The 23,238-nt window shown below is 37.2% G+C and carries 24 protein-coding genes and 1 tRNA gene; 19 read left to right on the forward strand and 6 right to left on the reverse strand.

What is annotated here, in order from left to right:
- Nucleotides 1–8: 8 nt before the first annotated feature.
- From KTJ72_RS03515 to KTJ72_RS03560, 10 genes are all read left to right on the forward strand, one after another.
- On the forward strand, nucleotides 9–1,322 hold the full coding sequence (locus tag KTJ72_RS03515) for a DEAD/DEAH box helicase (protein WP_217304146.1): 1,314 nt from the start codon (nucleotides 9–11) through the stop codon (nucleotides 1,320–1,322).
- Between the two features lie 57 nt (nucleotides 1,323–1,379).
- Nucleotides 1,380–1,452 (forward strand) — tRNA-Arg (locus tag KTJ72_RS03520).
- A 145-nt stretch (nucleotides 1,453–1,597) separates the two neighbouring features.
- Complete coding sequence (locus KTJ72_RS03525) at nucleotides 1,598–2,461, forward strand: phosphate ABC transporter substrate-binding protein PstS family protein (RefSeq protein WP_217304166.1); 864 nt, start codon at nucleotides 1,598–1,600, stop codon at nucleotides 2,459–2,461.
- 155 nt (nucleotides 2,462–2,616) lie between these two features.
- Entirely contained in the window at nucleotides 2,617–3,474 is an 858-nt protein-coding gene (locus KTJ72_RS03530) for a phosphate ABC transporter substrate-binding protein PstS family protein (RefSeq protein ID WP_346726678.1), read from the forward strand.
- 14 nt (nucleotides 3,475–3,488) lie between these two features.
- Nucleotides 3,489–4,403 (forward strand): phosphate ABC transporter permease subunit PstC, encoded by a 915-nt coding sequence (pstC, locus tag KTJ72_RS03535; RefSeq protein ID WP_217304148.1) that lies wholly within the window; start codon nucleotides 3,489–3,491, stop codon nucleotides 4,401–4,403.
- A gap of 2 nt (nucleotides 4,404–4,405) precedes the next feature.
- Complete coding sequence (gene pstA / locus KTJ72_RS03540) at nucleotides 4,406–5,293, forward strand: phosphate ABC transporter permease PstA (RefSeq protein ID WP_041152894.1); 888 nt, start codon at nucleotides 4,406–4,408, stop codon at nucleotides 5,291–5,293.
- A 12-nt stretch (nucleotides 5,294–5,305) separates the two neighbouring features.
- The gene (pstB, locus tag KTJ72_RS03545; RefSeq protein ID WP_217304149.1) at nucleotides 5,306–6,100 is read left to right on the forward strand and encodes a phosphate ABC transporter ATP-binding protein PstB; all 795 of its coding nucleotides are present in this window, start codon (nucleotides 5,306–5,308) and stop codon (nucleotides 6,098–6,100) included.
- 9 nt (nucleotides 6,101–6,109) lie between these two features.
- The gene (pstB, locus tag KTJ72_RS03550; RefSeq protein ID WP_034534864.1) at nucleotides 6,110–6,865 is read left to right on the forward strand and encodes a phosphate ABC transporter ATP-binding protein PstB; all 756 of its coding nucleotides are present in this window, start codon (nucleotides 6,110–6,112) and stop codon (nucleotides 6,863–6,865) included.
- Between the two features lie 11 nt (nucleotides 6,866–6,876).
- Nucleotides 6,877–7,584, forward strand: a complete 708-nt coding sequence (phoU, locus tag KTJ72_RS03555) for a phosphate signaling complex protein PhoU (RefSeq protein WP_094750974.1) — start codon at nucleotides 6,877–6,879, stop codon at nucleotides 7,582–7,584.
- Between the two features lie 15 nt (nucleotides 7,585–7,599).
- On the forward strand, nucleotides 7,600–8,307 hold the full coding sequence (locus tag KTJ72_RS03560) for a response regulator transcription factor (protein ID WP_217304150.1): 708 nt from the start codon (nucleotides 7,600–7,602) through the stop codon (nucleotides 8,305–8,307).
- Nucleotides 8,308–8,355: 48 nt separating this feature from the next.
- Here KTJ72_RS03560 and rbsU read toward each other — a convergent pair whose 3' ends face one another.
- On the reverse strand, nucleotides 8,356–9,240 hold the full coding sequence (rbsU, locus tag KTJ72_RS03565) for a ribose/proton symporter RbsU (RefSeq protein ID WP_041152891.1): 885 nt from the start codon (nucleotides 9,238–9,240) through the stop codon (nucleotides 8,356–8,358).
- Between the two features lie 285 nt (nucleotides 9,241–9,525).
- Here rbsU and KTJ72_RS03570 point away from each other — a divergent pair, with 285 nt between their 5' ends.
- Complete coding sequence (locus KTJ72_RS03570) at nucleotides 9,526–10,881, forward strand: gluconate:H+ symporter (protein ID WP_041152890.1); 1,356 nt, start codon at nucleotides 9,526–9,528, stop codon at nucleotides 10,879–10,881.
- 51 nt (nucleotides 10,882–10,932) lie between these two features.
- On the opposite strand, the gene KTJ72_RS03575 is transcribed toward KTJ72_RS03570, so the two are convergent.
- Both KTJ72_RS03575 and KTJ72_RS03580 read right to left on the reverse strand, forming a co-directional pair.
- The gene (locus KTJ72_RS03575) at nucleotides 10,933–11,352 is read right to left on the reverse strand and encodes a GtrA family protein (RefSeq protein WP_217304151.1); all 420 of its coding nucleotides are present in this window, start codon (nucleotides 11,350–11,352) and stop codon (nucleotides 10,933–10,935) included.
- Nucleotides 11,352–12,287, reverse strand: coding sequence for a glycosyltransferase family 2 protein (locus tag KTJ72_RS03580; RefSeq protein ID WP_217304152.1), 936 nt, complete (start codon nucleotides 12,285–12,287; stop codon nucleotides 11,352–11,354). Before KTJ72_RS03580 ends, KTJ72_RS03575 begins: the two co-directional genes overlap by 1 nt.
- 188 nt (nucleotides 12,288–12,475) lie before the next feature.
- Between KTJ72_RS03580 and wecB the strand changes: the two genes are divergently transcribed.
- Nucleotides 12,476–13,603, forward strand: a complete 1,128-nt coding sequence (gene wecB / locus KTJ72_RS03585; RefSeq protein ID WP_217304167.1) for a non-hydrolyzing UDP-N-acetylglucosamine 2-epimerase — start codon at nucleotides 12,476–12,478, stop codon at nucleotides 13,601–13,603.
- Nucleotides 13,593–14,483 carry a YihY/virulence factor BrkB family protein gene (locus KTJ72_RS03590; RefSeq protein ID WP_041152887.1) on the forward strand — a complete coding sequence of 297 codons (891 nt, stop codon included), beginning with the start codon at nucleotides 13,593–13,595 and terminating at the stop codon, nucleotides 14,481–14,483. Before wecB ends, KTJ72_RS03590 begins: the two co-directional genes overlap by 11 nt.
- A 46-nt stretch (nucleotides 14,484–14,529) precedes the next feature.
- Here the strand turns inward: KTJ72_RS03590 and KTJ72_RS03595 are convergent, their stop codons facing one another.
- Entirely contained in the window at nucleotides 14,530–14,985 is a 456-nt protein-coding gene (locus KTJ72_RS03595) for a flavodoxin (protein WP_176589797.1), read from the reverse strand.
- A gap of 79 nt (nucleotides 14,986–15,064) precedes the next feature.
- On the opposite strand from KTJ72_RS03595, the gene recX reads away from it, so the two are divergent.
- The 4 genes from recX to KTJ72_RS03615 all read left to right on the forward strand — a co-directional run bounded on the left by recX (nucleotide 15,065) and on the right by KTJ72_RS03615 (nucleotide 19,144).
- A complete protein-coding gene (gene recX, locus KTJ72_RS03600; protein ID WP_217304153.1) occupies nucleotides 15,065–15,868 on the forward strand; it encodes a recombination regulator RecX in 804 nt (267 codons plus the stop codon).
- Between the two features lie 31 nt (nucleotides 15,869–15,899).
- The gene (locus tag KTJ72_RS03605) at nucleotides 15,900–17,009 is read left to right on the forward strand and encodes an AI-2E family transporter (protein WP_094750979.1); all 1,110 of its coding nucleotides are present in this window, start codon (nucleotides 15,900–15,902) and stop codon (nucleotides 17,007–17,009) included.
- Nucleotides 17,010–17,046: 37 nt separating this feature from the next.
- Nucleotides 17,047–17,457 (forward strand): glycerol-3-phosphate cytidylyltransferase, encoded by a 411-nt coding sequence (gene tagD / locus KTJ72_RS03610; RefSeq protein ID WP_034531602.1) that lies wholly within the window; start codon nucleotides 17,047–17,049, stop codon nucleotides 17,455–17,457.
- A gap of 109 nt (nucleotides 17,458–17,566) precedes the next feature.
- The gene (locus KTJ72_RS03615) at nucleotides 17,567–19,144 is read left to right on the forward strand and encodes a peptide chain release factor 3 (protein WP_217304154.1); all 1,578 of its coding nucleotides are present in this window, start codon (nucleotides 17,567–17,569) and stop codon (nucleotides 19,142–19,144) included.
- 19 nt (nucleotides 19,145–19,163) lie between these two features.
- Here KTJ72_RS03615 and KTJ72_RS03620 read toward each other — a convergent pair whose 3' ends face one another.
- On the reverse strand, nucleotides 19,164–20,201 hold the full coding sequence (locus KTJ72_RS03620) for a MucBP domain-containing protein (RefSeq protein ID WP_217304155.1): 1,038 nt from the start codon (nucleotides 20,199–20,201) through the stop codon (nucleotides 19,164–19,166).
- A gap of 101 nt (nucleotides 20,202–20,302) precedes the next feature.
- Nucleotides 20,303–22,474, reverse strand: a complete 2,172-nt coding sequence (locus KTJ72_RS03625) for an ATP-dependent Clp protease ATP-binding subunit (RefSeq protein ID WP_217304156.1) — start codon at nucleotides 22,472–22,474, stop codon at nucleotides 20,303–20,305.
- Between the two features lie 210 nt (nucleotides 22,475–22,684).
- Between KTJ72_RS03625 and KTJ72_RS03630 the strand changes: the two genes are divergently transcribed.
- Together KTJ72_RS03630 and KTJ72_RS03635 are read left to right on the forward strand one after the other, a co-directional pair.
- Entirely contained in the window at nucleotides 22,685–22,885 is a 201-nt protein-coding gene (locus KTJ72_RS03630) for an ATP-dependent metallopeptidase FtsH/Yme1/Tma family protein (RefSeq protein WP_094750983.1), read from the forward strand.
- Nucleotides 22,886–22,953: 68 nt separating this feature from the next.
- Nucleotides 22,954–23,220, forward strand: a complete 267-nt coding sequence (locus KTJ72_RS03635; RefSeq protein WP_034531608.1) for a phosphocarrier protein HPr — start codon at nucleotides 22,954–22,956, stop codon at nucleotides 23,218–23,220.
- Nucleotides 23,221–23,238 lie beyond the last annotated feature (18 nt).

Below are 23,238 nucleotides of genomic sequence, written 5' to 3' on the forward strand. Positions count from 1 at the left end.
AACCCAGAATGTTAGAACAATTTCAAAAGTATTTTAACAAGCTTGGATATGACAAACAGACGCTGATTCAAGAACGTGTCTATCCAATTATCAAGAACCACGATAGTGTCTTAGGACTATCACCAACCGGATCTGGAAAAACAGTTGCATTTTTAATTCCAAGTATCGAAATTCTAGAACCTGAAGGTGGTTCACAATTACTAATCATCGAACCATCTCAAGAACTAGCAATTCAAACCGCAAAGGTAGCCAGAAACTGGGCTAATTTGCGTGGAATGAAAGTGTTAGCCTTAACTGGTGGTGCCAACATCAAACGTCAAATGGAACGTTTGAAGAAACATCCTGAAGTAATCGTTGGTACAGCAGGTAGAATCAAGAACTTAATCGATGATAAAAAACTAAAAACACATCTTTTTTCTACTATTATAATTGATGAAGCTGACGACCTATTACAAGGTGAAACTTTGACCACGGTTAGAGACATTGTTTCCTCCATGATGTCAGATGTTCAATTGGAATTCTTCTCAGCCACAGCAACACCAATTCTAGACCAACTATCTGGTTGGTTTGGTAACCGTGACATCCAAAAGGTTGACGTTCGTGCAGAAGACAAGACCCAAGGTCACGTTGAACACGGCATGATGAACGTCTTGCGTAAGAACAGAAACAAGATGTTGGCACGTTTACAACACGTTGCTGGTTTCAAAGCATTGGTATTCTTCAATCAGACCGTTGATTTGAACAAGACCTACAGTTTCTTCGTTCATAATCACTATCAAGGTGTGGCCAAACTAACATCTGATCAAAATCAAACCAAGCGTCAAAAGGCGATGGATGATTTCAGATTAGGTCGCATCAAGTTATTACTAACCACTGATGTTGCTGCTCGTGGTTTGGATATTGCTAAACTTCCAGCAGTTGTTAACTACGATTTACCTGATGAAGCTATTGACTATGTTCACCGTGTTGGTAGAACCGGTCGTATGGGTGAAGACGGAATGGTAATTAACTTCGGTGATGATCATGATTTAAGAGACTTGAAGAACCTATTATCTGATTATGATTTTGAATTCCAACCAAGGTACTTCTATAAGAATAAGATTGTAAAGTCGGTTCCAAAGACTGCTGAAAAGGTGGTTGAAGTGGTTGAAAAACCAGCTAAAAATGATAAGTCATCTAAGGATGAATCAAGCAAGCCTCGTGTTAAGAAGGTTAAAAAACAAGTTGTTTCTAACCCAGCACCTAAAAAACGCGTCAAGAAAAACAAGCATACCAAGAACAAAGGAATGCGTAATAAATGGCGTAAAAACAACAATAAGTAGGGTTAAGGAACTTTACATTGCTTTATTAAAATGCGACAATATTAGTTGTCGTTTTATGGCTCCATAGCACAACTGGATAGGGCGACCGCCTCCTAAGCGGCTGATCTCGGTTCGATTCCGAGTGGGGTCATAAAAAAAAGAACTCACATTTATTAGGTGAGTTCTTTTTTTATATTTACATAACTTTTACATTAAAATGACTTTAAATTTACAAATTGCCGATATACTAAGCTTGTAACATAAAATATTGGTTAGGAGATATTGATATGATTAAAATGAATAAGGTTCTATCAATTGCTTCAGTTGTTTTAGTTTCAGGTTCACTATTGGCTGCCTGTGGTAGCACAAGCGGTTCACAAGCTAGTGGGGATGTATCAGTTGTCGGTTCAACTGCTTTACAACCATTAGTCGAACAAGCTGCAAAGGATTACCAAAAGGATAATTCAGGTGTTAACATTTCTGTTCAAGGTGGCGGATCTGGAACAGGATTAAGCCAAGTTCAATCTAAGAGTGTTTCAATCGGTAACTCAGATGTGTTTGCCGAAAACCAAAATGGAATTGACGCTAGCAAGTTAACAGATAACAAGGTTGCCGTAGTTGGGATGGCACCAGTTGTTAACAAGGGCGTGGGTGTTAAGAACATTTCACTAGAAAACCTAAAGAAGATTTTCGAAGGTAAGATTACTAACTGGAAAGAACTTGGTGGTAAGAACCAAAAGATTGATGTTATCAACCGTGTAAAGGGAAGCGGAACTAGAGCTACTTTCGAAAGTAATGTTTTGAAGGGTGCCTCGGCTATCCAAACCCAAGAACAAGATTCTAACGGTGCAGTAAAGAAAATTGTTTCAACTACTCCTGGAGCAATTAGTTACCTAGCATTCTCATTCATTGACAGTAGTCTTCAACCACTATCAATTGACAATGTTGCCCCAACAGACAAGAATGTTGAAACCAACGCTTGGAAGATTTGGTCATATGAACACATGTACACACCAAAGAAGGCTGACAAGAACGCTACTAAGTTCATCAAGTATGTTGAATCTGGTAAAGTTCAAAAGACTTTAGTTAACAAGCTAGGATACATCAGCATTTCAGACATGAAAGTAACCAAGGACAGTAACAACAAAATCGTAAAATAAACCAATGACAAGAGATCAGTTTAATTAAGCTGGTCTCTTTTTTGTACCATTTTCTAAAATTTACATAAAATTTACAAAAAATCTAAATTAGATTTACATTAAATCGGTATACTTGTATTTGTAAATTAAAAAAGGATGATTTTATTATGATAAAAATTAAGAAGTTAGCGATTATGACATCGGCAGTCTTATTCGCTGGAACAGTTTTAACTGCGTGCGGAGTAAACTCTGCGTCAAACGATAAAATTACAGCGGTTGGATCAACTGCTTTACAACCGTTAGTAGAAGAAGCAGCAAACGATTACCAAAAGGACCACAAAGGCCTTTCAATTACAGTTCAAGGTGGGGGTTCCGGTACCGGTTTGAGTCAATTACAAGCTAAGGCCGTTACAATTGGGAACTCAGATGTGTTTGCTGAAAACCAAAAGGGAATTAAAGCCAAAGACATCGTTGATCATCAAGTGGCGGTAGTCGGAATCACACCGGTTGTTAACAAGGGTGTGGGAGTTAATAACATCAGCATGAAAAATTTACAAAAGATTTTCGAAGGTAAGATTACCAATTGGAAACAAGTTGGTGGTAAGAACTTGCCAATCGAAGTTATTAATCGTGTTAAGGGCAGTGGTACCAGAAACACATTTGAAGCAAATGTGATGGACGGCCATAGTACCGTGAAGGCACAGGAACAAGACTCGAACGGAACGGTTAGAAGAATCATTGCTACCACGCCTGGAGCAATCAGTTACCTATCATTCTCGTTTGTCGATAAGACCATTCAATCACTATCAATTGATAACGTGAAACCAATTGATAAAAACGTTGAAACCAACGCTTGGAAGATCTGGTCATATGAACATATGTACACAGCTAAGAAGGTTAGTGACAACACTAAGAAGTTCTTGGCATACATGAATTCAGAAGAAGTACAAAAAGGTTTAGTAAAGAAATTAGGTTACATTAGTATCAGTGATATGAAAGTGAAAAGGGATGCTAACAACAAAGTAATCAACTAATTGGAGGAAGACTCATGGAAATTAATAAGAAAATATTAATGCCATCCAAGGAAACACGCCAAGAAAGATTTGGTCGTACTTTAAGTTTTATCAGTATTTCAGCAATTGTCGTCTTGGTGGCTTTGATTTTATACTTCATCATCTCAAAAGGGATTTCTACCTTTACTGATAACCACGTTAACTTGTGGGACTTTATCAGTAGACAAGATTGGTCACCTTCAACCATTGGAAAAGATGGTAAACCAGAAGTAGGGGCACTACCTATGATTGTGACATCATTCAGTGTTACTTTCCTATCTGCCTTACTAGCAACACCATTTGCGATTGCTTCAGGGATTTACATGACAGTCATTGGTCCCAAGAAGAGCCGTGGATTCCTACAAACTGTTATCGAATTACTAGTTGGTATTCCTTCAGTTGTTTACGGATTTATCGGTTTAACCATTATCGTTCCAATTGTAAGAACTTTATTCGGAGGAACTGGTTTTGGGATTCTATCAGCAACATTAGTATTGTTCGTCATGGTGCTACCAACCATCACATCACTAACTGTTGATAGTCTAAACGCCGTACCAAAGCATTTATCTGAAGCATCACTTGCTTTAGGTGCTACACGTTGGCAAACCATTTACAAAGTTATTCTAAGATCAGCAACACCAGGTATCTTAACAGCCATCATCTTTGGAATGGCCAGAGCATTCGGTGAAGCCTTAGCCGTACAAATGGTAATTGGTAACGCCATCTTGATGCCAAAGAACTTGATTACACCATCATCAACATTAACCAGTCAATTAACTACCGGAATTGGTAACACTGTAATGGGAACTCTAGGAAACAATGCACTATGGTCATTAGCCTTGGTTCTACTACTAATGTCACTATTCTTTAACATCTTGGTTAAGTTAATTGGAAAGAGAGGTAAGTTCTAATTATGAATCCAAAAGTAGTTAATAAAATTGCGACCGGCGTGATTTACGGTCTAGTAATTCTAGTCGTTGCAATTTTAGCAGCATTAATCGGTTACATCTTGGTAACCGGTGTGCCTCACATTTCATGGCACTTCTTAACCAGCCCTGCTCAATCATTCTTAGCTGGTGGGGGAATTAGAGATCAACTATTTAACTCAATCTACCTATTAGTTCTTACATTAATCATTTCATTTCCAATTGCTTTAGGGGCCGGAATTTACCTAGCTGAATATGCTCCTAAGAACTGGTTTACTGAAATCATTAAGACAACCATCGAAGTATTAAGTTCACTTCCATCAGTGGTCGTTGGACTATTCTGTTACCTATTATTCGTTGTTCAAATGAGAATGGGATTCTCAATCCTATCAGGTGCAATTGCACTTACATTCTTCAACTTACCTCTATTAACAAGAAATATTGAAACATCACTAGAATCAGTTTCATCACTACAAAGAGAAGCTGGATTATCATTAGGTCTATCACAATGGAAGACAATCACTGGTATCATCCTACCGGCTGCAGTTCCTGGAATCATCACAGGGATTATCCTAAGTGCCGGTAGAGTATTCGGTGAAGCTGCCGCATTGATTTACACAGCAGGTCAAAGTGCTCCATTCGTGGATTACACTAACTGGAACATCTTCTCAGACACTAGTTTCTTAAACCCACTACGTCCGGCAGAAACACTAGCCGTTCACATTTGGAAGGTTAACTCAGAAGGAATCACTCCTGACGCTAACGCCATCTCAAGTGGATCATCAGCCGTATTAATTATCGTAATTCTACTATTTAACATTTTCGCGCACTGGATTGGAAACCGTTTGTACAAGAAAATGACTTCTAGTAAGTAAGGAAGGTTTAACATGAAAAACTACAATTTAAATCAACAATATGTACGTGACTTCGCAGTCGAAAACGCAATTGAAGCTCACCATGTAAACGTTTCTTATGGTGAACACCAATCGATTTTTGACGTATCACTATCATTTCCTCGTTTTAAAGTAACTGCCATGATTGGTTCTTCTGGATCAGGTAAGTCAACTTTCTTACGTTCAATCAACAGAATGAATGATAACGTGGCGACTGTCGATGGCGACATTATGTATAGAGACGTTAACATCAACGACGATAAGATTAACGTTTACGAATTAAGAAAACACATCGGAATGGTGTTCCAACGTCCAAACCCATTTGCTAAGTCCATTCGTGAAAACATCACTTTTGCACTTAAGAAGCACGGTATCAAGGACAAAAAGGAACTAGACGAACGTGTTGAAACCAGTCTAAGAGAAGCAGCTTTATGGGATGAAGTAAAGGACAAACTAGACGAAAGCGCGCTATCACTATCAGGTGGACAAGCTCAACGTTTATGTATCGCACGTGCGATTGCCATGAAACCTGACGTGTTACTACTTGATGAACCAGCATCAGCGCTAGATCCAATCTCAACTTCAAAGATTGAAGATACACTAAACCGTTTGAAGGAAAAATACACAATCATCATTGTTACTCATAACATGCAACAGGCTTCTAGAATGAGTGATTACACTGCATTCTTCCACCAAGGCCACTTAATTGAATTCAACAAGACTTCTCACATCTTTACCAGACCAAAGATGCAAGCAACAGAAGACTACATTTCAGGAAACTTCGGGTAGGTGAATTACATGACTTCTATTTTAAAAACAGAAAACGTTCATTTATACTACGGTGAAAAGGAAGCCCTACATGGCTTTGACATCGAATTTGAACAAAACGAAATCACTGCTTTAATCGGACCATCCGGTTGTGGTAAGTCAACATTTCTAAGATGTTTAAACCGTATGAATGACCTAAGAAACAACACAACAGTTACTGGTAGTTTTAAAATTGGTGATCAAGACATCTATGCACCAACTACTGACATGACCGAATTAAGAAAAGAAATCGGAATGGTATTCCAACAACCAAACCCATTTCCTTTCTCTGTCTACGACAACGTGGCATATGGTTTAAGAATTGCCGGTGTTAAGGATAAAAAGGTATTAGATGAAGTAGTTGAAAAGAGTCTAAAGCAAGCTGCCGTTTGGGACGAAGTAAAGGATGATTTAAACAAGAACGCATTATCATTCTCAGGTGGTCAACAACAAAGAATTTGTATCGCCAGAGTGTTGGCGGTAAAACCTAAGATTATTTTGATGGATGAACCTACTAGTGCGCTAGACCCAATCTCAAGTGCCAAGATTGAGGATACTCTGTTAGAATTAAAGAAAGATTTTACAATCATCATCGTTACTCACAACATGCAACAAGCATCAAGAATTGCTGACAAGACAGCATTCATGCTAAACGGGGATTTAATTGAATACAACAAGACTTCTAAGATGTTCTTAAATCCTGATAAGCAACAAACTAGTGATTACTTAAATGGAGAATTCGGATAGGAGAGCTGATTATGAGTCAAACATTTAACGACAAACTAAAAGTACTACAAAAGACCTACATGAAGATGGGAATTGATGTTTCTGATCAAATTTATCAATCAATAAAGGCCTTCACTGAAAACGATCAAAAACTAGCTACCGAAATTGTTAATCGCGATAGCAAGGTTAATGACGAAGAAGTTGATCTAGAAAAAGAAGCACTAAACTTAATTGCATTAAGACAACCTGTTGCTTCTAACTTCCGTTCAATCATCACCTTATTAAAGGCTAGTTCTGATTTGGAACGAATTGGTGATCACGCATCATCAATCGCCAGAGAAACTCTTCGTATCAACACAGAAAGTCGTATTCCAGAAGTGAACGAAGCTATTAACCAAATGGCCTTAAAGATTAGGGGAATGCTTGAATCATCATTGGATGCTTATGTCCATGCTGATCAAGAAGCAGCAAAGCTAGTCGCTCAAGAAGATATATTAATCGATAAGAAGTTTGTTTTAGCTAAAAATCTAATCGTTTCTGAAATGGAAAAGAATAGTGATAAAATTGAACTAGCAACTATCTACTTAATGGTAGTTCGTTACCTAGAACGTATTGGAGATCATATCGTTAACTTATCAGAATGGATTGTATATAATGCTACTGGTAAGATTGTTGAATTAAACCCTGGTAAGATTGAACCAGAATTGATTGCCAAAGAACTAAAAAACAATCCAAAATAGGGAGGTTTAGAATGGATGCAAAGTCTGTTGTTAGTAACAAAACAATTAAGATTAGCCGCTGATGTAAGTCAATTAGCGTTGCAAGATGAATACTTTGTTAATAGCGTTAGTGATGATGAAGATATCGAAATTATGGCTAAAAAGAACAACGTCTTTGCCGTCATTATTGATTTATCAATCTTTGAAGACTTTAGTCACGTTAAAAGGCTGATTGAACAAGTTACTAAGACATTCTCAGGCCCTATTATTACTTTTGATGACCACTATGATGATCAAAAAGAAAGAGATTGTTTTGAATTAGGAGTCAACGATTACTTCAGTGACTTCGTTGATGCCCAAAGAATCATGTTAAGAACATTAAAACGTGTCAAAATATATGATGAGATGGTAGAGGATAGCGATAAGACTAAACGTAAAGAGCATTTTAAGGACTTTGAGATTAGTCTGAAGCATTTTCAGGTAAAGTATAAGGGAGAGGTTTTAAACTTCACACCGAAGGAATTTAACATCTTCTATTACCTAATCAGACATCATGACCAGGTATTGAGTAGAGAACAAATTTTTAACGGTGTCTGGCGTGAAGATCGAGACGATGGGGATGCATTTATATCATCTCGTATCGTTGATATGCACGTTAGCCACGTTAGAGATAAACTCAAAGATTTACCCGGAAACGACGTTGAAATTAAAACAGTTCGTGGATTTGGATACGTATTACAATGAAAAAATCCCGCTTGGTTATTCCAAGCGGGATTTTTGTTTTGGGTTTTATTAGTTTAAGAATGCAGTAACTGCAGCTGCTAGAATAATGATAACTAAACCGATTATTGTAACAACCATTTCTTTTTTAGTCTTGTTTTGGTGTAGGAAGTAGATACTAGTTAGAGTAGCTAATACAACAGAAGTTTGAGATAGCACGAAACCAGTAGCTAAACCATTCATTTTAGGTTCTGCAGAGATTAAGTAAGTTAAAGCTGCAAATCCGAAGAAGAAACCTGAAATGATTTGTAGATAAGAAGACTTAGTAGCAAATACATTGTTGTTCTTAACGTGGAACAAGCAGTATACAACAGCAACTAAGAACATTCCAAGAGCTTGTGGGAAGAACGCATGCATACCGTCTAAGTGACTTGATGCTTGAGGTGCAGCTGAGTAACCCCAGTAACCAATAACACCGATAACTAAAAGACCAATTGCTTTCTTTAAGTCAGCAGAGCTTTTAGTATCTTTATGTTCTTGCCAAGCAGTCATAGTAGCACCAATGATGATTACGATTAAAGCAACGAAACCAATGATACGGTGTGATTCTGAGTGCCAGTTACCTAATGCAAACACACCCCATAGTGCAGTTACAATTAATTGTAACGCAGTGGTGATAGGCATTACTCTAGAAGATCCAACTAATTCAAAGGCTTTAAATGACATGATTTGTCCGAAAGCCCAACCAGCACCTGAAAGTAATGCAAGTGCAAAATCCATACCAGTCGGAATTGAATTACCTGAGATTAAAAGAAAAATAGCAGCGAAAATAAGTGTTCCTAGAGTGGAACCATAAATTTGGTTAGTAGGTTTGCCTCCAAATAATGAAGCAATTGTAGGGTATAGACCCCAACCTAGAACTGGACCTAGTCCAATTAATAAAGCAACAGCGTTCAAAGCGTGTCCTCCTTATCCTTATATATTATTTCTATAATTAACAATTTACCACAAGTGTTGGTATCATAGTTAGAAATCAAACGTATTTCATTTAAACTTAAATAAATCTTAAGTTTTAAAACGCCTAAAGTAATATAACATATTTATTAGGGACTATGTTTTAAAAAGTGTAATGAAATCGTTTTCATTTCCCAAGAAGTATGTTATATTATTTTTACGGAAAAGTAAAGCGCTTACATTCAGGAAACATAAAATTATTTTTAATAAAAGAAGGGGTATTAAACTATGCCATTTGTTGTATTAGTATTAGGAATATTATTGCTTTTGTTCCTAATCATTAAATGTAAATTAAATACATTTATTTCATTAATTGTTACATCTGTTATTGTTGCGTTAGGTTTAGGAATGAACCCAGCACACATCGCTGTTTCCATTAAAAACGGTATCGGAAGTTCTTTGGGGGAACTAGTTATCGTCTTTGGATTTGGTGCAATGATTGGTCGTTTAGTTGCTGATGCTGGTGGTTCTTATAGAATTGCCAGAACACTAATCGATCTATTCGGAAAAAAGAGACTTCAATTTGCAATTGTTGTTGCTTCATTTATTATCGGAATGTCATTATTCTTCGAAGTTGGATTGGTTCTATTAACTCCAATCGTATTCGCCGTTGCACTAGAAGCTGAAGTTCCATTCGTTTACCTAGGTATTCCAATGGCAGCTGCATTATCAGCTACTCAAGGATTCCTACCACCACAACCTGCTCCAACTGCAGTTGCTACTGCTTTAGGCGCAAACATTGGTCAAACACTTCTATTAGGTATTATCGTTGCTATTCCTTGTGTTATCGTAGCCGGTCCTTTATACACAAAGATTGCTAAGAAGGTTGCTCCAGAAACATTCGTTGTAAAGACTTCACTACCAGCATTTGGTGAAATGAAGAAGTATGATTTGAAGGACACTCCAAGCTTTGGAATTGCCGCATTTACTTCATTACTACCAGTTATCTTAATGGCTATTTCCACTGTTTACGACATGGTATTTAACGGTGGTAAAGCCGTTGAAAATCCACATGGTATTGGTGCTGTTATCGCTATGTTTGGTAACCCAGTTATTGCCATGATTGTTACTTTACTATTTGCTATCTGGGCAATGGGCTTCCACCGCGGTAAGAAGATGGAAGATATTACAAACACTGTTACTGAAGCCATTAAGTCAATTGCAATGCTACTAATGGTTATCGGTGGTGGATCAGCATTCAAACAAGTATTAATTGACGGTGGTGTTGGTAAAGCCGTTCAAAACGTAATGGGCCACGCTAACTTATCACCAATCATCTTAGCTTGGTTAATCGCTGTTATCCTACGTGTTTCATTAGGTTCAGCTACTGTTGCAGGTATGACTGCTGCTGGACTAGTAACTCCATTAATGCACTCAATGAGCGTAAGCCCAGTATTAATGGCTTTAGCAATTGGTGCTGGATCACTTGCTGCATCACATGTTAACGATGCCGGATTCTGGATGTTCAAAGAATACTTTGACTTAAATGTAAAACAAACATTAAAAATTTGGACTGTATTAGAAACAGTTATTTCTGTTACTGGATTATTAATGGTACTTCTACTAAGTCTATTTATTCACTAATAAATATAAATACGAAAAAAGCGATGAGATAAATTTATCTCATCGCTTTTTTTATTTTTCTTTATGATTAACGAAAACTACGAATTTTGACCAGAAGTAATTAAAGATAATTACGACAACCTGACCAAAGATTTTTAGTAAATCAAAATTATTAACGCTAATGATTGAAACACCAATTATTAGTATGATTTCTTCTAAAATTAATGAAGCCACACGGCCAAGGAAGAATGAAATCATTTCCGAAAGGTATTCTTTAGCAGTATTGGCCTTGGATTCAAATACCCATTTTCTGTTGGTAAAGAATGCAAACAATACACTTGCTATCCAAGCAATCAATGTGTTCCAGAATACGTCCATGTTTGGTAATAGGCGATAAAGCACTAATGCGACAACAATGTCGATAACAGTGGTTAATACACCCCAAAACAAATAGGCAATTATTTGCTTGTATTTTTTCCACAAATTTTTCATTATTTCTTCTCTTTCACAATGTATTTAGGACGATGCTTTGTTTCTAAGTAAATTTTTCCGATGTAGTTACCAACGATTCCTAGACAGAATAATTGAACACCGTTAATTAATAGAATAATTGATACTAATGATGGCCATCCTGATACGGATCCACCAAATAAAATAGCTCTTAAAATAACAAAGAATAGTCCAATTAGTGATAGGAAGAATGAAACACCACCAACCCAGGTTGCCACTTTAAGTGGGACATCTGAGAAGTCGACGATTCCTTCCAATGAATATTCAAGTAGTTGATATAGTGACCAGTGTGATTCACCAGCTGCTCTTTCAACACCATCGTATTCGATGTATTTAGTTTTAAAACCGACCCAACTAAAGATACCCTTAGTGAAACGGTTGTACTCAGTTAATTTCAAAACATTGTCAACGTATTGACGAGTCATTAGACGGTAATCTCTAACGTTTTGTTTAATTTCAACATCAGACATTTTGTTGATAACCTTGTAAAAACTTGAAGATAGGAAAGCTCTCACAAAGTTTTGTTTTCTACTCTTTTGCACACAGCCAACGACGTCGTAATCGTCTTCTTTTATGTACTTAATCATTTGAGGAAGTAATGCAGGTGGATCTTGTAAGTCCACGTCCATAACAGCAACATAGTCACCGCCAACGTTTTCTAATCCAGCTGACATTGCAGATTCCTTACCAAAGTTACGTGAGAATGATACGTAATGAACGTTTTCATCGGTTTCACGTAACTTCTTAATTTCTTCTAAAGTGTTGTCAGAAGAACCATCATTAATAAACCAGTATTCGTGATTGTAGTCAACGTGGTTAGCGTGCATTTCGCTGAAGACACGTTCGACTTCATCATAAAAGATTTTAATGGAAGGCTCTTCATTATAACAGGGTACAATTAAACCAATAGTTTCCATAATTGTAACCTCCTTCATTAATCCATAATTATTTATATTTTATCATAATACTTCAAAAAGGTTTTCATAGATAGCACTAAATTTTTATTAAGATGTATTTATGGTCGGCAACCGCGTCATTATTTTGTTATAATTAGATAAATATACTTTTTTGTGGAGGCATAATCTTGAAAAAACCGATTAAAGTGATGACCATCTTTGGAACTCGTCCAGAAGCTATTAAGATGGCTCCAATCATTCTAGAAATGAAAAATAATTTAGATGAGTTTCAACCCATCACAGTTTTGACTGGCCAACATAAAGAAATGCTAGATCAAGTTATGGATATTTTCCATATTGAAGCTGATTACAATTTACACGTAATGAAAGCACAACAAACATTAAGTTCAATTACAACCACTGTCATTAACAAACTAGACAGTATTATTAACGAAGCAAAACCTGACATCATCTTGGTCCATGGTGATACCACAACCACATTTGCCGCTGCAGTCAGCGCATTTTACCACCAAATTCCACTAGGTCACGTTGAAGCGGGACTTAGAACTTGGGACAAGTACTCACCATATCCTGAAGAAATGAACCGTCAAATGACCGACATTCTTTCAGATGTTTACTTTGCACCAACTGAATTAAGTAAAGAAAATCTATTAAAACAAAATCTAAAAGAAGACCGTATCTATATTACAGGGAACACCGCGATTGATGCGTTAAAACAAACCGTTGATAGAAACTATCACCACAGTGTGTTAGATGATATCGATAAGACTCACAAGATTATTCTATTAACCATGCACCGTCGTGAAAACCAAGGTGAACCAATGCGTCGTACCTTTGAAACAATCAAAAACGAAGTATTGAACAGAAAGGATATCGAAGTCGTATATCCAGTTCACTTGAGTCCAGCAGTGCAATCTGTTGCTCACAGTGTGTTCGATGGGGTTAACCGTGTTCACTTAATCGAACCATTGGACGTGGTTGATTTCCATAACATGGCAGCTCGCAGTCACTTCATTATGACCGACTCTGGAGGAGTTCAAGAAGAAGCTCCTTCATTGGGTAAACCTGTATTGGTACTAAGAGAAGCTACTGAACGTCCAGAAGGAGTCGATGCTGGAACACTTAAGCTTGTGGGAACTGATCCGAAAAAGATTAGCGCAAGCATTGACCAACTATTAGACGATACAGAAGAATACAAAAAGATGGCCACTGCCAAGAATCCTTACGGGGATGGGACTGCTTCTAAGCAAATCCTAGACGCAATTAAAGAAGTGTTTGCTAGTAATAAACTAAGTGGTGATCATAATGAAGCTTAATAAAGACACCGCTAGAAAATGGAAGCATTTCTTTTTAGTCGTAAAGAAGCATTATAAAGAATCAAACGTGTCCGATTCAGCAGTTGTGATTGCCTTTTATTCTTTGCTATCACTATTTCCAGCGACCATCATCGTTGGAAACCTACTAGAATTGTTGCACGTTAACCAATACGAAATTTTAGACTATTTAGAACCATTGTTACCATCAACGGTTTTCAAGACAGTTAGTCCAATCGTTATTTCCGCTTTAAAGGGCGCCAATGCCGATAAGTTGTCGATTGGTTTAATTGTGGCTATCTGGTCAGCCAGTCGGGCCTTAGCAGCATTTCAACGTGCGGTTAACTCGTCGTATGGAATAAAAAACGAAAGTAATCTGATGAATCGAATTGTTTCGTTTATCTGGATGCTATTGTTAGTAATTTCGTTAGGGATTTTCCTATTATTCTTTGGTTTTGGAAAAGTCATCATTAGCTACTCAGCTTATCTAATGGGATTATCCAAGATGAATGTGGGACTATTTATCCTGTTGAGATATCCATTAACCATCATTGGGGTATTCCTATTGGTACTATTGATGTATTATTTCGTGCCAAACGTAAACACCAAGTGGCGTTATGTTTGGATGGGATCATTGATTGTGACAATCGGTATGATTGTTCTATCCAAAGGATTCTCCATTTATCTTCACTACTTCGCACGTAGTGTCGATGCCTATAAAGCATTAGGAACCTTTGTTATTTTAATGCTTTGGTTATACATCATTGGAATGATATTGATTTTAGGTGCTGTTATTAATGCTTCCGTGCAAGATGTTAAGAACGTCGAGATTAAGGGCAGAAAGCCTAGCATTAAATCATTTATTCCAAACAAGAAGAGATAAGATTGCAAAACAAAAAAATCGTTGATAAACATCAACGATTTTCTTTTTAACCATTTATTTTTTTGTAAGTATCAACTAAACTTGAGGCAAATTCGTCAAGTTTTTCAATGTCGTCTTCATCTGGTTCCAAGTTGATTTTAACACCTTCAAAACCTTGAGTGGCGTTAGTCTTCTTGAATTGATTGATGAAGTCATCAACTGAAGTATTGAAGAATTCTTCGTAGAAGATATCACCTGAACCGGCAACACCAAAGACCTTGTTTGACAGGTCTAAGTCACCTAAGTCATCGAAGAAGTCTAATCCTTCTTCTGGAAGGTGACCTTCGTTGTAGGTGTATGCACAAACGACACAGATATCTGCATCTTCAAAATCTTGTGCATCTGTTTGTGAAATTTCGGTTTGGGTAACTTCAGCGCCTAAATCTTCTAGGCCTTCAGTAACGATATCAGCGACGTCTTCGTTGTTACCTGTGATGGTTGCAAAAACTACATGTGCTTTCAAAGTAATATACGTCCTTTCGCAATCTGATAACTAATTATACCAAATGTAAAATGGGATGTTAAATAAAGGAGTGAGAGTAATGGCATCTAAAATAACCATGATTGAAGCCCAAAAGAGAAAAGGGCGTTTTAATGTGTACGTAGATGGGGTATACGCGTTTCCAATCAGTGAAAACGTAATGATTAAATATCGTATCTTTAAGGGGATGGAAATCGACGATGAACTAAAAGAAGAACTAGTCAATGCAGATGACATTTCCAAACTTTACAGTAAGGCGATTAACTTCTTATCCCACCAATTAAGAACCGAAAACGAAGTCGTAAAGAAACTTCAAACCTATAGTGAAAACGAACAACACATTGCTGCAGTCATGCAAAAACTAGTTGAATTAAAGCTAGTCAATGATCAAAGCTATGCTGACAGTTATGTGCGAACAGAAGTGAAGAAGCAGGATAAGGGGCCATCCAACGTCTTTTATAAGCTAAAGGAAAAACAAATCAACGAAACCTTGATTGAAAACGCCTTGAATAACTTCTACTCACACGAAGAAATGATTGAAAACTGCCAAATTCAAGCTGATAAAATTTTCAAAAAACATAAGCGCGACGCGTTCAAGAATCGTTTGGATAAGACTAAGCTAGCGTTGATGAAGAAGGGTTATCCAACCGATATTGTTTTAAGCGTCATGGAGGACATGGACTTTCAAGTCGATGAAGAAGACCAAATGGATTTATTGAGACAACAGGGTGAAAAGATATGGCATCGTAATCGTAAGTACGACGGGATGCAAAGAGTCATGAAGACCAAGCAAGCACTTTACCGCAAAGGTTTTGATATGGATGATATCAATTCATTCATAGATGATAAAAATATGGATGAATAAAATGGTATAATGATTATTGGAGGTTTCGAATATGTTTAATAAAATTAAAAATTCCTCGATAATCCTATGGACAGTGGAATTGCTACTGGTCGTAAGCATTATCTGGATATGTACAAAACTGGAGTTCATTTTCAGACCAATTGGGATGTTTATCTCAGCAGTATTCATGCCAATCCTAATCGCTGGGGTATTATTCTACATGCTAAACCCAGTGGTTAACCTAATAATGAAAATTAAAATTAGTAAAACCAAAAGGATTTCCCGTAACTGGGCAATCTTGATTGTATACATATTTCTAATTGGAATAATCGTATATCTATTCTCATCCTTTCTACCACGTTTGGTAACTCAGGTAACCAACTTGGTTACTAACCTACCAAAGATTGCAGACGACATTAACCACTATGTGGAGGTGCACAGTCAAAAGGGTATCTTTAAGAAATTCTATTCATCTGAATACATTTCTTCACTACAAAGTTACGTTTATAACTATTTCCAACATAGTTTGGGCGGGATTACTTCTAGTGTCGGATCAATCATTTCAACCGCAGCTTCAGCCGTGATTGTGATGATTACTGTTCCAGTGGTATTGTTCTACATGCTAAAAGATGGACACAAGATGGTTCCAAACATCGCTAAGATGCTACCACCAAGAAGTCGTCGCAGAACAATTAGACTCTTAAACAAAATGAGTGACACCATTTCTCATTATATTGGTGGTCAAATGATTGAATGCTTGTTCGTTGGGGTATTTACATCTATCGGTTACGTTCTAATCGGTCAAAAGTACGCACTACTACTAGGGGTGTTTGCCGGAATCTGTAATATCATTCCATACGTTGGTCCATATATTGGGATTATGCCATCAGTATTCGTCGCACTTTCTACCAGTGTCAGCGAGTTAGTATGGGTGGTCATCGTTGTAATTATTGTTCAACAACTAGACGGTAACTTAGTTTATCCAAATGTAATCGGAAAGTCTTTGAATATTCATCCACTAACCATTATAATTATCTTAATGGCTGCCGGAAATATTGCTGGTTTAATGGGAATGATTCTAGCAATTCCGCTATATGCAGTTGTGAAAGTGGTTGTACAATATCTATACAGTATTTGGATGATTGAACAATCACATAAGTGAGTTAGCAAAAACAAAGAGAGACAAAGCAGGAGATAATATGACAAAAGTAATTACTTATGGAACATTTGACCTACTACACAAGGGTCATGTTCGTTTATTAAAACGTGCCAAGGAATTAGGGGACGATTTAACAGTTTGTGTTTCTACCGACGAATTTAACGCTGAAAAGGGTAAGAAGGCTTACACTTCATACGAAGACAGAAAGTATGTTTTAGAAGCTATTCGTTACGTTGATCACGTGATTCCAGAAAACAACTGGGACCAAAAGATTAAAGACGTTGTTGATAACAACATCGACATCTTCGTTATGGGAGATGATTGGGAAGGAAAGTTCGACTTCCTAAAGGACTACTGTAAAGTCGTTTACCTACCAAGAACTGAAGGTATTTCAACTTCTAAGATCAAGAAAGACTTAGGTCTTACTGACGAAGACGATTGGAAGAAATAAAAAAGGACATCCTCGATTTAATCGGGGATGTTTTTTAATTCTCATATGGAAGATTGTTTTAATATGTTACAATTGTATTTATATATTATAAAACGGAAGGATTCGAATAATGGGTAATAAAAAAATAGAGCAAAGCGTTAATAAACGTCGTACTTTTGCCATCATCTCTCACCCGGATGCTGGTAAGACTACAATTACTGAACAATTACTATTGTTTGGTGGAATTGTACGTGAGGCCGGTACAGTTAAGGCTAAGAAGTCAGGTAACTTTGCAAAGTCTGACTGGATGGAAATTGAAAAGAAACGTGGAATTTCCGTTACTAGTTCAGTGATGCAATTTGATTACGCTGGTAAGCGTATCAACATTTTGGATACCCCAGGACACCAAGATTTCTCAGAAGATACTTACCGTACTTTGATGGCCGTTGACTCTGCAGTCATGGTTATTGATGCTGCCAAAGGGATTGAACCACAAACTAAGAAATTATTCCAAATTTGTAAGATGCGTGGAATTCCAATCTTTACTTTCATGAACAAACTTGACCGTGATAGTCGAGACCCAATGGAATTAATCAGCCAACTAGAAGATGTCTTGGGAATCGAAGGATACCCAATGAACTGGCCAATCGGTTCAGGGAAAATTCTAAGAGGACTATACGATCGATACAACAAACGTGTCGAACTATACCGTCCAGAAGATGAAAATAATCCATACTTACCATTGGATGAAGACGGTAACTTGTTAGAAGACAACAAGTTAGCTGAAGACAGTGTTTACCAAGATGCTAAAGAAAGCATGGACCTAATCACTGAAGCAGGTAATCCATTCGACGAAGAAAAGATTAAGAATGGTGAACAAACTCCCGTATTCTTCGGTTCAGCCTTAGTTAACTTTGGGGTAAAGACTTTCTTAGATGCATATCTAAACTTTGCGCCAAAACCAGGTGAACACGAAACTGAAAACGATGTTGAAGTAAAACCTGAAGATGAACAATTTACTGGTTTCATCTTTAAAATTCAAGCTAACATGAACCCTAAGCATAGGGATCGTATCGCATTCGTGCGTGTATGTTCTGGAATGTTTGAACGTGGTATGGACGTTACTTTGGAAAGAAACCAAAAGAAGCTACGTCTATCTAACGTGACTGAGTTCATGGCTAACACTCGTGAAAACGTTGAAAATGCCGTAGCCGGTGACATCATTGGTTTGTACGATACTGGTAACTTCCAAATTGGTGATACCATTTACTCTGATAAACGTGATGTTAAGTTTACCAAGCTACCTCAATTTACTCCTGAGCTATTCATGAAGGTTTCTGCTAAGAATGTTATGAAACAAAAATCATTCCACAAGGGAATCCAACAACTGGTTCAAGAAGGTGCGGTTCAACTTTACACATCTTACACTACTGGTGACTATATCCTAGGTGCCGTGGGTCAACTTCAATTCGAAGTTTTCCAATTCAGAATGCAAAATGAATACAACTCTGAAGTTGTAATGGAACCAATGGGTAACAAGACTGCACGTTGGATTAACCCAGACCAATTAGACGAAAAGATGTCTTCATCTAGAAACATCTTGGTAAAAGATGGTCATGGCGATCCATTGTTCTTATTCGAAAATTCATTTGCTGAACGTTGGTTCAAGGAAAAGTATCCAGATGTAGAACTTACTTCAAAACTATAAAACGAAAAGAGCTTAGATATTATCTAAGCTCTTTTTTTACGTCATCGGAAACGATATAGTGAAGATTATTAATTTCGACCCATTGGAGATCGTTTTGATCAACAATCTCTTGGGTAACGATGAATGAATTACCATTGTGCAAGAATCCGATACAGCTACCATAAGGGAAGTTGTAAACGGCCACACTCTGATGATTATTGTTTTCAATCGTTGCGGGGTAGTGGACCTTTTTAATCTTCCATGAGTCCGTGTTGGTCAGTTCCTTAGCGAATGGATATTGCATTCTAAAGAAGTTTCTATCGACGATCCATTGGTTTGGTCCGATGTTTAACCACAGAGCGTCGTCAGTGGTGACTTGATAAAATACCTTCCAAATACTTTTCTTTGGTAACAAGACGTGTAGAACATCACCGTTAGTGTCGTTGTAGACTCTGGTGTATTCTCTTAAACGAATGTAGAAAGTGTCCTTTTGGACGCTGTGCCAATCGTTTCGACGGTAGTAGATGATTAAATGCTTCATGTAGTCATCAAAGATACCGTTTGAATCACCTGAATAGTTGATTAGTTTAAAACCAGATAGTTCTGGGATGTTAATTTGAAATTCATTGTTATATTTACCGATTGCCATTTGAGGAAGACGAATCATTGAATATGTATCATAGTTAATGAAGAAAATATTAACTGGTTTTCCATTCAATCGATTATATTGAAGGGTGACTTCGTTATCTTCTTTTTGCATGTAGGTTGAAATACCTTCGATTTTGAATAGAACATAGTGATCAAAATCGGGGATGATGAAACTGACTGGATCACCGACGAATCCGTGAATTACATTGAACTCGTGAAGATAGTGACCGTCTTCATCTACATAGTATATGGTCATCTTTGCCCTTGGTTTAGGAGAAGGGGAAGAGGTTTCTTCAATATCATCGGTGGGTGCTTCTACAGGTTCATCAACGGATTGCGTTGTGAAATCTGTGAAGTCATTTTCTTGTGGTTCATTTGGTTTACGTTTGGGTTTAAACAAACGAATGATGTCATGAATAAAATGAAACATACCTTTTCCTCCTCTCTAATAACCATATTAACATATGATAGTACAAAAAAAGTTAAAAAAACAGCTAAGAATAAGTCTTAGCTGTTTTTATATCTATTCAATTATTTTGCGTTAACGAATACCTTGTTTTCGTCATTGACCTCAACGCTTAGGTGTTTGCTACTTGGGTTGTTTAGATAGTAGTCAGCGACCTTATCTTCAACTTCTTCTTGGATTACACGGCGAAGTGGACGGGCACCCATTTCTGGGTTGTAGCCTTTTTCGACTAGTTTATCCTTGGCAGCATCAGAAACATCGATGGTGATACCACGGTTTTCTAGCATCTTGTTAACATTGTCTAGCATCAAGCTGACAATCTTCTTCAAGTCATCCTTGCTTAGTTGGTTAAATTCGACAATGTCATCGAATCTGTTTAGGAATTCTGGCTTGAAGTAATCACCCAACTTATTCAATACTGAATGAGTCTTGTTATTAGCTTCAGCACCAAAACCAACGCTGGCAGTGGAAGCACCGGTACCGGCGTTACTTGTCATGATGATGACAGTATCCTTGAATGATACGGTTCGTCCTTTAGAGTCTGTCAAACGACCATCGTCTAGGATTTGTAGGAAAGCGTGGAGAACGTCTGGGTGAGCCTTTTCAATTTCATCGAAAAGAATTAGGCTGTAAGGATTTCTTCTTACCTTTTCGGTTAATTGACCGGCTTCATCGTGACCAACATAGCCAGGAGGTGAACCGATTAGTTTAGAAATGGAATGTGGTTCACGGTATTCGGACATGTCGAATCTAATCATTGCTTCCTTGGAACCAAATAGTTGCTTAGCTAATTGCTTTGCAAGTTCAGTCTTACCAATTCCGGTAGTTCCTACAAATAGGAATGATCCGATTGGACGACCGGTTCCGTTGAAACCAATTCGGTTACGCTTGATAGCACGAGCAACTTTTTCGATTGCTTGGTTTTGTCCAATTACGCTACCAGCTAGCTTCTTGTCTAAGTCCTTTAGATTATCCTGTTCTTGTTCTTGCAATTGACCAACAGGAATCTTGGTGATGGATTCGATAATTCCTTCAATATCTTTCGTAGATACAGTAGGGTAAGTATTATCTGATTCGTCGAAGTCTTTTAACTTGTAGTTTAATTCTTCAATCTTATCACGATAGAAGGCGGCTTTTTCGTAGTCTTCCTTTTGTAGGGCATCCTTCTTTTCACTTTCGCACTTGCTTAGTTCTTCCTTTAAATCATCAGGAGACTTAACGTCTGATTTGATATTAAGCTTAGAACCGGCTTCATCGATTAAATCGATGGCCTTATCTGGCAAGAAGCGGTCTTGGATGTAACGGTTTGATAGGTAAACCGCAGCTTTGATGGCATCATCACTGTATTTAACGTGGTGATACTTTTCATAACGCCCCTTGATACCGTTTAAGATATGAAGCGCTTGTTTCAATGAAGGTTCATCAACTTGGACGGTTTGGAAACGACGAGCAAGCGCAGAATCCTTTTCGATACCACGGTATTCGTTTAGGGTAGTAGCACCAATTAGTTGGAAACTACCACGAGCTAAGGCAGGTTTTAAAACGTTTCCTGCATCCATGGCACCGTCGGCATTACCGGCACCCATAATTTCATGAATCTCATCAATGAATAAGATGATGTTCTTGTCTGATTGAACTTCCTTGATTAGTTCTTGCATTCTTTGTTCGAATTGACCACGCATGGATGTTCCTTGAACAATGGATACAACATCTAATCTGATAACACGTTTGTTCTTTAACTTATCTGGAACTTCGTGATGAGCAATCTTTAGTGCTAGTCCTTCGACGACAGCAGTCTTACCAACACCGGCTTCACCAATTAGAACAGGGTTGTTCTTGGTTCTTCTGTTTAGGATTTCAATCACACGATCGATTTCCTTATCACGACCGATAACAGGATCAATCTTGTTCTTTCTTGCTAAGTCGGTTAAATCATATCCATATTTTTCTAACACAGAGTTGGAATTGTTATTATTGTTATTTTTTTGCTGATTATTCTCAGGACGGCGGATAGAATTTTGATTGCTTTGATTCATCGCGTTAAATAAGTCATCTAAGCTACTGAAACCAAATGGATCATTCATCATATCAACACCTCCGTTATTACGATATTGTTCGGATTGTTGACTCAACTTTTGGTAACAGTCCTGACAGATATCAATATGTCTCTTTTCGCCATTGAAATTGACGAGTAAATGAATGGTTGCCTCATTTATATGGCAGTTTTCACATTTCATACGACTGCTCCTTTCTGAAAACAACTAAATGGTTAAAGGTTATTTTGACCTTTACTGACCATTTGTAAAAACATTATAACTCATCGTAAATTTAGTGCAAGCAATTTGATTAGATTAAAATAATTCCTATTTTTTTCATATTTTTTAATTATGATATGTTTTAATTAGTGGCAATCGTATATAATATATATTGAAAGAGGGAATATAATTATCGCAGATAAGAATTATACTGAATTATTAAATGACCTAAAAGACAACAAAATCAAAGAATTGGTAGTCAAACCCGACGAGTTCACTGAGTTTCAAGTTGCATACATGAACTTTGATACCAGAAAGCGCGTGATAGGGAAGGCCGATCAGAACGGTGTAATTACGTATACTTACCTATCTGATAGTGGTACCAATAGTTAAAAATGTTGAGTTTTATCACATTAATTGATATTCTAAAATTAGTATAAGAATAAAAGGAGATTTTCAAAATGGAAAAACGTCAATTTAAAGTTGTTTCTGAAACTGGAATCCATGCTCGTCCTGCAACACTTTTAGTTCAAACTGCTACTAAATTCAAATCAGAATTAAAACTAGAATACCTTGGCAACACTGTTGACTTAAAGTCAATCATGGGTGTTATGTCATTAGGTGTTGGTCAAAACGCCGAAGTAACTGTTATTGCTGATGGTCCTGACGAAAAAGACGCAATTGAAGCAATTGCAAAGTCATTCAAAGATGAAGGATTAACTGATTAATTACAAGTTATATATGGT

The organism is Apilactobacillus waqarii, from assembly GCF_019061205.1.
GTDB classification, from domain to species: Bacteria; Bacillota; Bacilli; order Lactobacillales; family Lactobacillaceae; genus Apilactobacillus; species Apilactobacillus waqarii.

Coding starts and splice junctions, on each gene's coding strand:
- KTJ72_RS03590 (WP_041152887.1), top strand. CDS start 13,593: ATGAAGCTTAATAAAGACACCGCTAGAAAATGGAAGCATTTCTTTTTA.
- pstA (WP_041152894.1), top strand. CDS start 4,406: ATGAATCCAAAAGTAGTTAATAAAATTGCGACCGGCGTGATTTACGGT.
- phoU (WP_094750974.1), top strand. CDS start 6,877: ATGAGTCAAACATTTAACGACAAACTAAAAGTACTACAAAAGACCTAC.
- KTJ72_RS03580 (WP_217304152.1), bottom strand. CDS start 12,287: ATGGAAACTATTGGTTTAATTGTACCCTGTTATAATGAAGAGCCTTCC.
- pstC (WP_217304148.1), top strand. CDS start 3,489: ATGGAAATTAATAAGAAAATATTAATGCCATCCAAGGAAACACGCCAA.
- recX (WP_217304153.1), top strand. CDS start 15,065: ATGGCATCTAAAATAACCATGATTGAAGCCCAAAAGAGAAAAGGGCGT.
- tagD (WP_034531602.1), top strand. CDS start 17,047: ATGACAAAAGTAATTACTTATGGAACATTTGACCTACTACACAAGGGT.
- KTJ72_RS03525 (WP_217304166.1), top strand. CDS start 1,598: ATGAATAAGGTTCTATCAATTGCTTCAGTTGTTTTAGTTTCAGGTTCA.
- KTJ72_RS03620 (WP_217304155.1), bottom strand. CDS start 20,201: ATGTTTCATTTTATTCATGACATCATTCGTTTGTTTAAACCCAAACGT.
- KTJ72_RS03635 (WP_034531608.1), top strand. CDS start 22,954: ATGGAAAAACGTCAATTTAAAGTTGTTTCTGAAACTGGAATCCATGCT.
- wecB (WP_217304167.1), top strand. CDS start 12,476: ATGACCATCTTTGGAACTCGTCCAGAAGCTATTAAGATGGCTCCAATC.
- KTJ72_RS03575 (WP_217304151.1), bottom strand. CDS start 11,352: ATGAAAAATTTGTGGAAAAAATACAAGCAAATAATTGCCTATTTGTTT.
- KTJ72_RS03625 (WP_217304156.1), bottom strand. CDS start 22,474: ATGAAATGTGAAAACTGCCATATAAATGAGGCAACCATTCATTTACTC.
- KTJ72_RS03570 (WP_041152890.1), top strand. CDS start 9,526: ATGCCATTTGTTGTATTAGTATTAGGAATATTATTGCTTTTGTTCCTA.
- KTJ72_RS03560 (WP_217304150.1), top strand. CDS start 7,600: ATGCAAAGTCTGTTGTTAGTAACAAAACAATTAAGATTAGCCGCTGAT.
- KTJ72_RS03615 (WP_217304154.1), top strand. CDS start 17,567: ATGGGTAATAAAAAAATAGAGCAAAGCGTTAATAAACGTCGTACTTTT.
- pstB (WP_034534864.1), top strand. CDS start 6,110: ATGACTTCTATTTTAAAAACAGAAAACGTTCATTTATACTACGGTGAA.
- KTJ72_RS03515 (WP_217304146.1), top strand. CDS start 9: ATGTTAGAACAATTTCAAAAGTATTTTAACAAGCTTGGATATGACAAA.
- KTJ72_RS03605 (WP_094750979.1), top strand. CDS start 15,900: ATGTTTAATAAAATTAAAAATTCCTCGATAATCCTATGGACAGTGGAA.
- pstB (WP_217304149.1), top strand. CDS start 5,306: ATGAAAAACTACAATTTAAATCAACAATATGTACGTGACTTCGCAGTC.